A 14,333-nucleotide genomic window follows, 5' to 3' on the forward strand; every position below is an offset into this window, starting at 1 on the left:
CCCCTTCAAAAAGCTTGAATCCACTCTTTCACATCGTACTCAGTCCAAACCCCATTTACCCAATAAGGATCGGCTTCCACCAATTGTCGCACCTGCGCCTCATCTTCCGCTTCGTAAATTGCAAAAACTTTTGTTAAATCTTTGGTTGGCCCGATCGTACTTAATACCCCCGATTCCTTCTGCTTAGCCAATCCTGCTAAATGAGCTTCCCGGAAAGGAGCGCGTTTTTCGATGACATCCTCGCAGTAACTTCCCCACATCACATATTTAGTCATATCTGTCAACCTCTCGAAAAATCTAAATTTCAGGCTGTCTATCTAAAATCAACCCGATCGCCATTGTCATAATATCATCTCGGTTCACCATCTTGGCAATTTCTTCAACATCATAGATTCCTTCAAAAGCCTCTAAAGCCGCCGACTTTAATGCAGATTCATAGGCATCCTCTAAAGTTTCGACTAATTCTTCTTCTGTGAGATAAGTGCCTTTCGCTTTATGCCGCTTGTTGGTACGTTGAATTTGTTTAACCGCATTAAAGATCGAAGTTTCCCAAGACTTAGTAGTACGGTTTTCAGCAAGTTTTTTGATCAGATGTAATAGCAGAATGATACCATAACTGAAAATTTTGTTAAGCTTATCGGACTTACTCATTTCTTCTAATTCTGCCACTAACACTAGAGCCTCTGCAACCTTGCCTCGCTGTAGCAACTCCTTTAATTCCATTAATTCTTCCATCAGGTTTAATATTGCCGCTATTTAATATATTATACTAAACGCCGATGGTTAGAAACCGCGCCTACACAAACAAAACCCACCTGCGTGGGTTCAAGAAGTTTTCCCTGCCAATGGAAAAAGATTATATTATAATATTACTAAATTCATAGAGGAGCAAGCTATGACTTTATTAGACATTCGTTTATTGACAGTTGAAGAATATCACCGAATGGCAGAAATTGGAATTATTGACGAAGATGAACGAGTAGAATTACTGGCGGGACAGATAGTAAAGATGGCAGCAAAAGGAACAGCGCATGGTGCAGCGTTGAAACGGACTGTAGAGCTATTACAGAACCTTTTATGGGGTTTGGTATTGCTAAGCATACAAGATCCAGTTCGGTTAAATGATTTCTCGGAACCGGAACCTGACATTGCTTTACTTGTGCGAGATCCACTTTACTATGAAGACCGCCATCCAACTCCGTCTGAAGTTTATCTCATTATTGAAGTTGCCGATACTACGCTGAGAACAGATTTGGGGATTAAAGCGACTATTTATGCTGAGTCTGGAATTGCTGATTATTGGGTTTTGGATGTTAATAATCGGCAACTTCACGTATTTCGAGATCCGAATCAAGATGGTTATCAAAGTATAGTAGTTCAGGGAGATGATGCGAGCATTTCTCCTTTGCAGTTTCCCAATATTTCCTTTATGGTTCGGGATATGTTGCGGCCGTTGGTGACAATTTAATTAACGTTAAAAATTGAGTTCGGCAGGGGTTGAAACCCGCATCAAAGCTGAATTCCTCGCTATGAGGACTGAAAAGTTCATTAGTTAGCAATTATGCACTTGAGACGGTTTTATTGCAAGAATTTGAGATGCTTCGCTTTGCTCAAAATGGCAAATTTACCTTGTAATCCGTAAGTCTTGTTAGTCCTCTTAAGAGGACTTTAGCTATCAGCCAGGGAATTCATTCCCTGGCGGTTTCCATTGGTGAGTAGCGGCCTATTTTAGCTTCTCAAACTAACGCCGAATTTCTCTACTAAAACATCGCGCACTTTTTGTTGTGCCGGTTCGACATCAGTTTCGCTCAAAGTTCGATCGCCCGCGCGGTAAACTAACCGAAAAGCCAAACTCCGCTGTCCCGCCGGCACGTTGTCGCCTCGATATTCGTCAAACAGTTCCACCGAATCCAGCAAACTACCCGCCGCCTTTTTCATCGCACTCTGCATATCTACAACCGGAACTTCAACTGGTGCGAAAAATGCAATGTCTCTGTCAGAAGCGGGGAAACTCGAATAACCAGCGAATTTGCGAGTTAATTCGTTCGATCGCCCTAATTCAGTTAACAGCACCGCCAAATCTAATTGAAACACGTAAACCTGCTCAGGCAAATCCTTTTCTCGCTGCAATTGCGGGTGCAACTGTCCAAAAACCCCTAAATGTTTTCCGTTTAACGATAACGCAGCCGTGCGGCCAGGATGCAAGCGTGTATTAGAGGAATCACTTTGATATTCCACCGACAAACCCAACTCCTGAAACACGCTTTCTAAAACCCCCTTAGCCTCAAACCAACTCAAAGGTCGATCGCGCCCTCCCTGCTGCCATTTCCACACAGTCGGATCGCCGCCGATAATCCCCGCAACTGCATCGGCTTCCTTCATTGTGGGGTGGGCATCCTGCCCGCCCTCTTCCTTCCAGAAAATGCGGCCGACTTCAAAACCGTTTAGTGCGCCATTTCCCTGTTCCAAATTGTACTGGAAAGCATCAATCAAACCCGACAGCATTTCTGTCCGCAAAGCCGAATACTCCACAAACAACGGGTTCGCCAGTACAACCTGATTATCTCCCTCAGTTTTCACCAAAGAATAGTGCATCAGTTCCGTCAAACCGGCCGCACGAAAAGCCGATCGCACATTCCGAATTGCCGCATATTCTACTGACAAGTAACCGGGTTCCGTTTGGCTGGGCAAAGTATCGCAGAAATTGTCATAACCGTGGAGTCTGGCAACTTCTTCAATTAAATCAATTTCCCTTTCTAAATCGCGGTAGCGGTAAGGCGGCACAGTCACATTCCAAACCCGCTCTTTTTCCGTCGGAACAACTTCGCATCCCAAGGCTGTGAGAATATTTTTTACCTCTTCCGGTTCCAGATATTTAGAACCGCCCGTTTCTCCTCTTTTCAACTGTCCCAAAACCAGATTTACTCGATCTAAACGCAATTCGAGCGATCGCGAAAAACTCAAATCCTCGCCGGAACTCGCCGTTTTCTGCCCCGTCGCAGTGCCTCCAGCCAACTCCAAAATTAGGGCGACAGCGCGGTTGCAGGCCGTCGCCAAGGCCGCCTGATTCACCCCCCGCTCGTAGCGGATCGATGCCTCGCTACGCAGGCCTTGAGCGCGCGCAGAACGGCGAATCGTTGCCTGGTCAAAAATCGCGGCTTCCAAGACTAAATTTTGCGTTCCTTCGTGAACTTCCGTATCTTCGCCACCCATTACCCCAGCTAAGGCAACTGGTTTGTCGCTAGCAGTAATTAACAGATTTTGAGCTTGCAAATTGCGGTTTTGTCCGTCCAAAGTTTTGAAGGATTCGCCTGTTTTGGCAAAGCGGACGCCGATGCTGATATCTTGAGTACCCGTGAAAGATTGTAGGCGATCGCGATCGAAAGCGTGCAGCGGTTGTCCCCATTCCAATAAAATGTAATTAGTTACGTCAACCACATTATTAATTGGCCGCACTCCCGCCGCCTGCAACCGCTGCTGCAACCAAGCTGGAGAAGCAGCAATTTTTACACCTTCAATTGCCGTGCCGATGTAAATCGGGCATCCTTGCGGTTCTGATATTTCTACTGCCAAACCAGGACTTTCTTTGCCCTCAATCGCCACACCATTCGCTTCGGGAATTCTCAAACTCGCCCCAGTCAGCGCCGCCACTTCCCGCGCCACGCCCACCATGCTCAAAGCATCTGCACGGTTGGCAGTTGCTGTCAAATCTAAAATTACGTCATCTAAACCCAAAAGCGGGCGAATATCGCTGCCCAATTCGGGATTTTCTAAATCGAAAATGTGAATCCCGGCTGACTCTTTAGATAGTCCCAATTCCGCCAGAGAACAAATCATTCCTTCGGAAGGAACGCCCCGCAATTTAGCAGGTTTAATCTTTAAATCAATAGTCGATAAATAAGTGCCAACAACAGCGACAGGCACGTAAATGTCTGCCCTAGCGTTCGGTGCGCCGCAAACAATATTCAAAGCTTCTGAGGAACCCACATCCACTTGACAAACTCTCAATTTGTCTGCATTCGGATGCTGTTCGCAGGCAATTATTTTGCCCAAAACTACGCCGCTTGCCCACGGGCGGCGGTCTTCAATTTCTTCCACTTCAAACCCAGCCATTGTCAGGGTTTCGGCTAATTCTTCCGGGGATATCGCCACATCCACCAATTCCCGGAGCCACTTTAGAGATATACGCATAATTTAGTCAGGAGTTAGTTGTCAGTGCTCGGTAGTTATTAGTCAAAAGTCCCCGCCGACAGGCTACGACTTTTGAGTCCCAGAATTTATTCGGGAAAGCTTTTAATAGCATACTAATTGAATTTTGTCAAGACTGACATAGTACACATAAGCCAAAAGGAGGAATATGTCTAAAGGTAGATGTCTAATGGGGGATGAGTAGCATTCTTATTCAGAGAATGAGGTATGCTAGAGACATCTAACAACGCAAAAAGCACCTAAGTTTAGAAAGACTTTACACAAAAAAGCACAACTTTAGCAAGTCTTTAAACTATCTTCAAGGATAATCAACCGAAAAAACTCAGACCAGCGAGATAATCAAAATAGGGAAAAGATATCGGCATAAAAGACTTAGGTGCAATTCCAATTCGCAATCGAAGGCACGACCTGCCGAAAACTGATAGATTAGTATGTCTACCAGAAGCAGGAACAGGCTATTTGTGCAGTCGAGCGACGCTGACAAGATCAGAACAACATAGGCAAACTCAATCAATATGAGCTACTGCGTAAATCCGGGCTGTCCCCATCCTCAAAACCCTGCTGACTCTATTATTCAGTGTCAGACTTGCGGTGCGCGGTTATTGCTGCGCGCTCGCTACCAAGTCATTGAACCGTTAGGACAAGGAGGTTTTGGAGCTACATTTCTGGCAAAAGACATCTCTTTGCCCGGTCAACCGAGTTGCGTGGTCAAGCAACTGCGACCCAGTAGTTCGTCGCCGCGAGTTTTAGAGATGGCGCGGGAATTATTCAAGCGAGAGGCGAAAACCCTCGGCCAACTGGGCGACCACCCGCAAGTACCGAGGCTGCTAGACTATTTTGAAACGGAACAGCAATTTTACTTAGTTCAAGAGTATGTTAAAGGCTCGACTTTGAAACAAGAAGTCAAGCAGTCAGGCCGTTTCAACGAATCGGATGTTAAAAAATTTCTATTAGAAATTCTGCCAGTAGTGCAATATATCCACAGCCAAGGAGTAATTCACCGAGACATCAAACCCGCAAATATTATTCGCCGAGTTCAAGACAGCCACTTAGTTCTGATTGACTTCGGAGCGGTAAAAGACCAAGTTAGCCAAACAATATTATTAGACCCCGCCGACCAAAGCGCCAACACGAAATTTTCAGTCGGCACATTTAGTTTTGCCCCCCCGGAACAAATGGCGCTGCGGCCGATATTTGCCAGCGACATCTACGCGGTGGGTATGACTTGCTTGTACTTGCTGACAGGAAAATCGCCCAAGGATTTAGATTTTGATGGAGTAACCGGCGAAATTGTTTGGCAGCCCCACGTTCAGGTGAGTGCAAATTTTGCGCGGATTCTCGAAAAAATGCTGAAGCCGATGGTTGGGCACCGCTTCCAATCGGCAGCAGATGTCCTCAGAGCTCTCTCGGGCCAATTTGAAGACCCAAGTCTTGTCGATGGCTTAGCAACTCAATTCAACGGCTCTTCTCGTACAGTTGAAGAACCGACAATATTTAATGACGAGGGTTCTTCGTGGTCACCGCCGAGGAGCAAAATTAATCAAGATTTACGATCGAACCACACGCGCGCTGGTAGAACTTCCTTCACCCAATCCGGGAACACGGGGATGCAGCCGAGAGTTTCCCGAACTCTGGCTGAGTCCGGCAGAACTTTCGGAACCGTTGGACCTTCTAGCGGCAATTTAGCAGCGTCAAAACTATCGAAAGTTGCTCCTAAGTGGGACCCCAACAGCGTGCGATCGGCATATTTTAAAGGAAAGCGCGATTTTTCTGACTGCGAACTGTCTGGCCTGCAACTGCAAAAAGCGCAGTTAGCGGGGGGGAATTTTTATCAGGCTAGGTTGGTGAAGGCAAATTTGCAAGCAGCGGATTTGTCGGGGGCGAATTTGGGTCACGCGAGGTTAATTCAGGCGAATTTGCGAGATGCTAACTTGACTGAGGCTTATTGCAGCACTGCCAATTTTGAAGGGGCGGATTTCCGAGGTGCTGACTTGACGGGGGCTTATTTGACTAAGGCGAATTTGCGGGGAGCAAATTTGTGCGGGGCGAATCTTACGAACGCTACAGTTTCTGAGGAACAACTGGCAATGGCAAAGACCAATTGGCTTACTGTTAAGCCGGATGGCAAGCGGAGTTTTGGATTTTAACAAGTCATTAGTCATTGGTCAGTAGTCATTAGTTAGTGGGTAGCTGCTACGAATAACAACAGTCAACAGTCAACAGTCAACAGTCAACAGTCAACAGTCAACAGTCAACAGTCAACAGTCAACAGTCAACTTCCCACTCCCCCAGTCAGGTGAGTCGTCAGGAGGAAGTTCGATCGCCCCAATGCCGCCTAAATTAAAAACTAGGAATGGAGGATTCGATCGCACCTAAACATGAAACTGCTCAACCGCCGCACTCGAACGCTTCTGTACACCGGCATCCTGGCCCTGGCCTACTTTGTTACCGGAAAACTCGCAGTGTCGATGCTGGGACTGGTGCAAGCCGAACCCTCCCCCGTGTGGCCGCCCGCCGGTATTGCTCTAGCAGCACTGCTACTGCAAGGGCGACGGATGTGGCCGGGAATTGTCCTCGGTTCAGTGCTGTTAAACTCTACCGCCGGTATACCGTCGGCTGTCATTGTCACATCTGCCTTTAGCGTCGCCCTGCAAGCGCTGGCTGGAGAGGCTTTGCTGACTAGGAGCGGATTTTCTACCAAACTCGATCGATTGCGAGATGTTGTGGCTTTAGTGGGGGGCGCTGTCATCGGGTCTACTTTCCTAGGCTCTATCCTCGGCAACTTGGGAACGTGCATTTTTGGTTGGGCTCAGTGGAGCAATTTCTCTCGCAACTGGTGGACTACGTGGCTCGGAGATGGCATGGGAATTTTGATTGTGACGCCCGTGCTGCTGACTTTGAATCACGCCGTTAACAGTTTTAAATTTCCACTAAAACTGAGATCTTTCATTCTTCTCAATTACTTGTTTAGGAACAGGCAAGATGCCTGTTCCACAAGAGATGAATTTGATTGTGGAACAGGCATCTTGCCTGTTATTGATAAAGGTTTAACAGGTGAGAGAAAATTTCGGATTATTTCGAGTTTAAAAGCATTTTTTAATAGGGAAAATTCCCACTTACCCATTAAAAATAATTCCCGCCGATTTTCTGCCACTGAAAACCGCTATCATCTTCTATTTTTAATTATTAATTATTCAGAAATAGCGCTCTGGTTGACTCTCTTGCTGAGCGTTAGCTGGCTGTTTTTTTGCTCGAAAATACAGGCGGCGATCGCTCAGTATCCGCTGGAGTATCTGCCTTTTCCTCTGATAGTTTGGGCCGCCCTGCGGTTTCAACCGGCGGGAGCGATTTTTGCTTATTCGATCGTGTCTTACATCGCGATTTGGGGAGCGGTGCAGGGAGGTGGCCCGTTTTTGGCTAAAAGCGATAATCTCAAACAAGCGGTTTTGTTTTTACAAGCTTTTACCGGTACGATCGCCCTTGTGGCTCTGATGTTGGCGGCCGCCGTAGCAGAACGCCAGCAAGCGCTGGTGGAGGTGCGCCGCACGGCGGCGGCACTGCGATCGCGGGAAGCTAGTCTGGCGAACGCTCAGCGCATCGCTCAGTTGGGCAATTGGGATTTAAATTGCACCGCCGTCGCCGCAACTGAGAACTTTCAGGAATCGTCAGAACACTCTACACCCAACAGCGAACTGCGGTGGTCGGACGAACTTTACCGCCTCTTGGGTTTTGCTCCGGGAACCGTCAAACCCACACCTGAAGTTTTTTTGCAGGCTGTACATCCAGAAGACCGAGAATTGGTGGCGCGATCGCAGCGCCAAGCTATGTTTGAGCGCAAACCCTATTGCATTAACTACCGAATTGTGCTGGCAGACGGCTCCGAACGCACTGTCTGCGAACAGTCGGCCATTCAGTCAGGGGCGATCGCCGCCACAGTCCAAGACGTTACCGAACGCCACCGCGCGGAAACCGCTTTGCGGGCGTCCTCCGATCGCGATCGCTTGCTCTCAGAAATCGCCCTGCGAATTCGTAACTCCCTCGACCTCGAAGAAATTCTCAACACTACTGTTGCCGAAGTCCGGCAATTTTTCAAGGCAGACCGCGCTTTCATCGGTATTGTGGACGCGGACGGGGTACATCTTCCTAGCCCGGTGTACGGTAAGGTTGTGGCTGAGTCTGTGGGAAGCCAATGCCGTTCTATTCTCGGGTGGGTGCTCGCTGATGAGAATCACCTCGAAAACTTGAGAACGTTTTATGCCACCAACCGTGTCCGATCTATCTCCGATACTGCTAGCGTTCAACTCAGCGGTGCAGTTGCCAAAATATACGGCGACTATCAAATTAGAGCGACGTTAAATGTGCCGATCGTCCTAGGGGATGAATTGTTCGGGATCTTGGCCGTCAACCAGTGCTCCGGGCCCCGCCAGTGGCAGGAATTTGAAATTGATTTGTTAGAAAAACTCGCTACCCAAGTGGCGATCGCTCTTCAGCAAGCCCAACTTTTACAACAGGTAAAAGCTCTCAATGCCAACTTGGAATCTCAAGTCGAGGAACGCACCGGCCAACTACAGCAAAAAATGCACGAACTGCAAGAAAGCAACCGCCTGAAAGACCTATTTTTGCACGCAGTTTCTCACAATCTCCGCACTCCAGTTATGGGAATGTTAATACTGCTGAAAAATTTGCTCAACAAATCGGCCTCTGATTCTCTACCAGATGTTCCGGTTTCTCGATCGATTTTGGAGCGCATCGTTCAGGGCAGCGAACACCAGTTGACTATGGTTAATGCCCTGCTCGACGCTCACGCTAGCGAGGTCAAAGGTATTGTTATCAATACTGTACCGCTGCACTTACAGTCTTTAACTTCAGCACTTGTTGGCGATTTAGAACCGATACTGGCCAAAAACCAAGCAACTTTAACTCAGGAAATACCGACGGATTTGCCGAGAGTCTATGGCGACAGCAAACACTTGCAGCGCGTGCTAGAAAATCTACTGACTAATGCTATTAAACACAATCATCCGGGAGTTAATATCACTTTTAAAGCCGAGGTAATAGAAGTTGAAAAAACGCTAAATTTTGAAGTAAATTCACAGGTTTTAACATCTCAAAATACTCAGCTCGCCCGCTGTATCGCTAATGGGATATCTACTGCGGGCGATCGTCCTGGGGTGTGCGAAACCACCCATAAAAATCAGGAAACCCTGGCCACATTTAACCTCGATGGCAGTTGCAAGCTGCCCCGCTATCAGGGTCAAATTGGCAATATCGGCAGCAAATTGCCCGGAGTCACCGTAAAAATGGTTCGCTGTACTGTAACAGATAATGGAGTGGGAATCAGCGCCAAACAGCGGGAATCTCTATTTGAACTTTACGTTCACGACCCTAATAGCCGACAATTAACAGGGCTGGGTTTGGGCTTGTACCTCTCCAAGCAAATTATTAAAGCTCACGGGGGCGAAATCGGCGTCGAAAGCACTCGCGGAGGTGGCTCGACTTTCTGGTTTTCCCTGCCTGCTGTCAACTCGGACGATCTATCTTTCTCAATCTAAAATCTACAATCTAAAATATAAAATGGTATGAACTATTTGGGCAATGCAAAATCAGTTCAGGGGTTAACGGTTTATGAGGTGTGGCGCGATCGCTTCCTCCGAGATCGGCTGCGCCCTGCTGTCGGAATTGCCATCTTTTTTGCCTTGACAATAACTGTGTATTTTCTGGGCGAAAGATTCTTCGCTGACCAGGAGTTTAAAAGTGTTTATTTGTACACGAGCGCTGCTGTAGAATTGGGTTTGTTGACCTGTTTTGTGTTGCAAAAAACCTCCTTCGGACAGCGCTATCCCGGTTTGCTATTTTTGGGTTTTTCATGGTCGCTGACGGTGGTTGTACAGCTTGGGCTAGCTGTCGCACAAGCCGGGGAATTACCCATTTTTACCTGGAGTTTAGCGTTTCTGATCCAAGCTACGCTGATGCCCGTCCGCTGGCGCCTCCACCTGATTTCTCAACTCGGCGTTTTGTGTTGCCACGTCGGAATAAATTTGGTTTTAAATCTAAGTTTTGCTAAGTATACTCCTTTTAAGTTGACCGGGTTTTACTTATATTTGTTTTGGTTTTGTTTGATTTGCGATTTGTCGGTTTATTGGTACGAATGTCTGCAACGCAAAGAGTTTAGTACCAGGCGTGAGTTGGAATCTGCTTACCAGCAGTTGGAGGTGGCGGAGGCGAAGTACCGTAGCATTTTTGAGAATGCCGGCGAGGGAATTTTTCAAAGCACTCCCGACGGCCGCTACATTACTGCAAATCCAGCTTTGGCGCGGATTTACGGCTGCGATTCTCCCGAAGAAGTGACGGCAAAGTTTACTGATATTGATCGGCAGTTGTATGTCGATCCGGCTCGCAGAAATGAGTTTTTGCGATCGATCGAGAAAAGCGGCACAGTATCGGATTTTGAATCTAAAATTTACCGCTCAGACGGCAGTATTGTCTGGATTTCTGAGAAGGCGCGGGCGGTACGGGACAGCAGCGGCTCCCTGCTTTATTATGAGGGTTTAATTGAGGATATCACGCAGCGCAAACAGGCACAAGAATCACTGCGGCTGTTTATCCACGCTCTTTCTCACGACTTGCGAAACCCGGTGGCGGGAATGTTAATGGTGCTGAAAAATTGGCAGACGAAAACCGGGGATGCGATCACAATTCCCCGTTCAATTTTGGAGCGGATGATTCAAGGTAGCGAGCAGCAGTTGCGGTTGATAAATTCGCTGTTGGAAGTTCACGCCGGGGAATTGCGCGGTTTGGTTTTGCACTGCGAATCGGTTGATTTGAGGGCGGTAGTTGAGGCTGCTGCGACCGATTTGGAGCCTTTAATAAATGAGGGGAAAGCTACTTTTAAAAATTTGGTTCCGGATGATTTGCCAGCCGTGAAGGCGGACAAAACTCAGTTGTGGCGTGTGTTCTCTAATTTAATTGCTAATGCTTTGAAACACAATCTGCCGGGATTGAATTTAACAGTTTCGGCTGAAGTAATTAAGGCGGGGAAATTAATTATAAATCAAAGCACAGCAAAACAAGACATCGACAAATTACCGATTACCAATCCACAATCCCCAATCCCCAATTCCGGAAGTAGGATGATTTACTGTACCGTGGAAGATGACGGGGCGGGAATATTGCCGGAACAGTGCGAACATCTTTTTGACCTTTACGTTAGGGGCGATCGATCTCGACACTCCGTCGGTTTGGGTTTGGGTCTATATCTTTGTCGCCAAATTATTGGCGCTCACGGCGGCCAAATTGGTGTAATTAGCACTCCCGGTGCTGGGGCAAGTTTTTGGTTTACTTTGCCGCTGGCTGAGAATTTTCGGTGATTTTTTTGTATTTTTAATTACATTTTATCAACCAATCGTGCCAGATATTTAGAACGTTATTAATTGCTAAAACCCTTGCGAAATATGCTTCTGCCTTCGGTCTGTGGCTATACTTTTGTTGTGCCGTCGCAGGTGCTTTTTGAGTGGTTCAAGCCAAATCAGTCGATCGGACTATTCCGATCGGACTATTGATATTAATTTAAAACCATGGTATAATGCCCAAAAGTTTTTAAAGGAAAAATAAATTTTCAATCTTCACATTTTCTTTAGAAACATCATTTAATCTAGAAAATCTCTAAAACTAGATAAAAAATATGCAATTTATGTGTGTCGAGCAAAGCTCAGAAAATACAGCTAAAGACGATGGAACTAAGTACGACTCAGCTAAATATAACGAGCGGTCGTTCTCAACTTTAATTCGGGCGCTCCGTCTTTCCCAAGGTTACTTTTCTTTTGTTTTAGTTAACTGCAACTCGCTGGCTTTGCGGCAGCAAATAGTCGATCGGCTGCAAGCAAATTGTTCCGTGAAACCGCGGCAACTGTTTTTGCCCAAATCGGCGACAACTCTTTACAGGACGATCGCAGCAGAAATAGACGGCGAAAAGCCTCCAGCTTTAATGCTCCTCGGTTTGGAATCAGTGGAGACGATCGATCGATTGCTGGTTTCTACCAACCTATTATGCAGCGAATTCAGCAAAACATTTTCGTTTCCCCTCGTCTTTTGGGTGACGGATGAGCTTCTGAGAAAAATCATTCGCACCGCCCCGGATTTATACAATCGGATGACGACAATTAGATTCATCAGTAATTAGTAATCAGTCGCTCGATTTTAGATTTTAGATTTTAGATTTTAGATTTTAGATTTTTAACAGTCAACAGTCAACAGTTAACAGTCAACAGTCAACAGTCATCAGTCATGAGTCAAGTGTTAAATTCGGCTTCCCAAATCAAGACTAATTCTCGCGCCGCCGCAGTTCCCTCCGCAGGAAAACCTGCCAAAAAGTCTTTATCCGCCGCCCCGTCGTAAGGCCCTTCCTTAAACTCCAAAATCACAGTATCCTGTGTCAAAGCTACTAACGTGTGGATAGTACCCTCTGGAAGTTCGACAGCGCGAGTCGGGCCGGCCGCGCTGACTCGCAAAGAGCGCAGGATTTGACCGTTTTCGTTCAAAATAACAATACCGACTTCTCCTTGAATCACGGCAAAAAACTCAAAACCCTTAACTCCAGGCGGGCGCAGGTGTTGGTGAGGGCGGACGTAAGTGCCCGGTTGCAACACGTTGACAAACCGCTGCACTTTTTCAGACAAATCGTCGTGGAAATTGTAGTTTTGTCGCTGGCGGGGACTGCGGCGGGAGGAAGCGGCAATTTCGTCTAGCAATTCTTGCGTCAGCAATTTGATCGAAGGGGGCTGCACAACAGATATCCTGTATTTAATAGTTTTTGAACAAATGGGCTAGTCTGGGATCATCGTTATCAGCATCTCTTGACACATGGAAATCGCAACTCAGGTGCGTATCACTAAGGCAATGCGTTTGTCAAGTATCTTTACAAAAAGTATTAGCCCGATCGCCCTTTCGACTATTCTAGTCTGCGCCAGTAACGTTTCTGCATCTGAACCGAGGGTGGCGGCACTTTTGGTTCAGCAGGAATTCCCACAGCAGCAACTGAAAGACGAAATTCGCGATCGAGTTCAAGAAGAAGTTGACATTGCTTTCGGGCGCACAGCCGTACTGCTGAACGGGCTGATAATTGCCTTAACTTTGTTTCCGACAGCAGCTGGAGTCGGTGTGTGGTTTCTGTTGAGCAAATTGTCGAAGCAGACAACAATTGCTCGCCAAGAAATAGAAAGTCTTCATTACGATACAATCTCTCAATTAAAACTATTAATTTCGGACGCTGAAATTATCTTAGGCGAAATTCAACAGCAAAGTCACCCCGCAGAGGTAGAAACAGACCTGTTATTCCCCGATGCCCAAATTCAAGAATTTGCTCCGGTTAACTATGGCAATTACCAACAGTTATTGACGGCCGGCGACTATGCTAAACAGGGAGATGCTTGTTTCTTTGAAAACCGTTATGAAGATGCGATCGCTGCTTACAATCAGGCCCTGCAAATTCAGCCGGATTTAGCCGATACTTGGAATAACCGGGGAGTAGTGCTCACAAGAATGCAGCGGTATCCAGAGGCGATCGCCTCTTACGAACAAGCTACTACAATTCGTCCGAATTATCCCGATGCTTGGAACAATCGAGGCGTGGTATTGTTGGAGTTGCAGAAGTACCAGGAGGCGATCGGCTGTTACGAACAAGCAATTCAAGCCAAACCAGATTATGCCGATGCTTGGAACAACCGAGGCGTTGCTTTTTCCAAAATGCAGGAGTACGAACAAGCAGTAATTTCTTACAATCAAGCCCTACAAATTAAAAATGATTATACTGACGCTTGGAACAATCGAGGCGTTGCACTCTCTAAATTGCAAAAATACGAAGCTGCGATCGCTTCCTACGACAATGCTGCTAAAATTAGACCTGATTTTTACAGAATTTGGTACAATAAAGCCCGATGTTATGCACTGCAAGGTAAAATTGAATTAGCAATTGAAAATTTAAAGCGCGCCCTCAATCTCAATCCGAATGTGTGTAAAGAGTTGGCAAAAAGTGAAGCTGATTTGGAGAAGATTCGCGAACACGACGCATTCAAGCAGTTGATTAATTGAGCGGAACTAAGTAGATGAGTAAGAAAATACATACAGCC

Annotated in this window: 10 protein-coding genes; 6 read left to right on the plus strand and 4 right to left on the minus strand. The window is 46.7% G+C overall.

What is annotated here, in order from left to right; all coding sequences use genetic code 11:
- Positions 1 to 5 precede the first annotated feature (5 nt).
- Together D0A37_RS06085 and D0A37_RS06090 are read right to left on the minus strand one after the other, a co-directional pair.
- Positions 6 to 275, minus strand: a complete 270-nt coding sequence (locus tag D0A37_RS06085; RefSeq protein WP_242722276.1) for a YciI family protein — start codon at positions 273 to 275, stop codon at positions 6 to 8.
- 22 nt (positions 276 to 297) lie between these two features.
- Complete coding sequence (locus tag D0A37_RS06090) at positions 298 to 735, minus strand: DUF29 family protein (RefSeq protein ID WP_242722280.1); 438 nt, start codon at positions 733 to 735, stop codon at positions 298 to 300.
- A 160-nt stretch (positions 736 to 895) separates the two neighbouring features.
- Between D0A37_RS06090 and D0A37_RS06095 the strand changes: the two genes are divergently transcribed.
- Entirely contained in the window at positions 896 to 1,468 is a 573-nt protein-coding gene (locus tag D0A37_RS06095) for a Uma2 family endonuclease (protein WP_242722282.1), read from the plus strand.
- Positions 1,469 to 1,728: 260 nt separating this feature from the next.
- Here the strand turns inward: D0A37_RS06095 and pheT are convergent, their stop codons facing one another.
- Positions 1,729 to 4,191 (minus strand): phenylalanine--tRNA ligase subunit beta, encoded by a 2,463-nt coding sequence (gene pheT, locus D0A37_RS06100; protein WP_242722285.1) that lies wholly within the window; start codon positions 4,189 to 4,191, stop codon positions 1,729 to 1,731.
- Positions 4,192 to 4,724: 533 nt separating this feature from the next.
- Here pheT and D0A37_RS06105 point away from each other — a divergent pair.
- The 4 genes from D0A37_RS06105 (at position 4,725) to D0A37_RS06120 (ending at position 12,388) form a co-directional block, all read left to right on the plus strand.
- Positions 4,725 to 6,356 (plus strand): serine/threonine-protein kinase, encoded by a 1,632-nt coding sequence (locus tag D0A37_RS06105; RefSeq protein WP_242722288.1) that lies wholly within the window; start codon positions 4,725 to 4,727, stop codon positions 6,354 to 6,356.
- A gap of 231 nt (positions 6,357 to 6,587) precedes the next feature.
- Entirely contained in the window at positions 6,588 to 9,761 is a 3,174-nt protein-coding gene (locus D0A37_RS06110; RefSeq protein ID WP_242722290.1) for a sensor histidine kinase, read from the plus strand.
- Between the two features lie 27 nt (positions 9,762 to 9,788).
- Positions 9,789 to 11,576 (plus strand): PAS domain-containing sensor histidine kinase, encoded by a 1,788-nt coding sequence (locus D0A37_RS06115; protein ID WP_242722292.1) that lies wholly within the window; start codon positions 9,789 to 9,791, stop codon positions 11,574 to 11,576.
- Between the two features lie 314 nt (positions 11,577 to 11,890).
- The gene (locus D0A37_RS06120) at positions 11,891 to 12,388 is read left to right on the plus strand and encodes a hypothetical protein (protein ID WP_242722295.1); all 498 of its coding nucleotides are present in this window, start codon (positions 11,891 to 11,893) and stop codon (positions 12,386 to 12,388) included.
- Positions 12,389 to 12,497: 109 nt separating this feature from the next.
- Here D0A37_RS06120 and D0A37_RS06125 read toward each other — a convergent pair whose 3' ends face one another.
- Positions 12,498 to 12,992, minus strand: coding sequence for a WbuC family cupin fold metalloprotein (locus tag D0A37_RS06125; protein ID WP_242722298.1), 495 nt, complete (start codon positions 12,990 to 12,992; stop codon positions 12,498 to 12,500).
- Positions 12,993 to 13,068: 76 nt separating this feature from the next.
- On the opposite strand from D0A37_RS06125, the gene D0A37_RS06130 reads away from it, so the two are divergent.
- On the plus strand, positions 13,069 to 14,295 hold the full coding sequence (locus tag D0A37_RS06130) for a tetratricopeptide repeat protein (protein ID WP_242722301.1): 1,227 nt from the start codon (positions 13,069 to 13,071) through the stop codon (positions 14,293 to 14,295).
- Positions 14,296 to 14,333: the final 38 nt, after the last annotated feature.

It is taken from the genome of Microcoleus vaginatus HSN003 (assembly GCF_022701255.1).
Lineage (GTDB): Bacteria > Cyanobacteriota > Cyanobacteriia > Cyanobacteriales > Microcoleaceae > Microcoleus > Microcoleus vaginatus_B.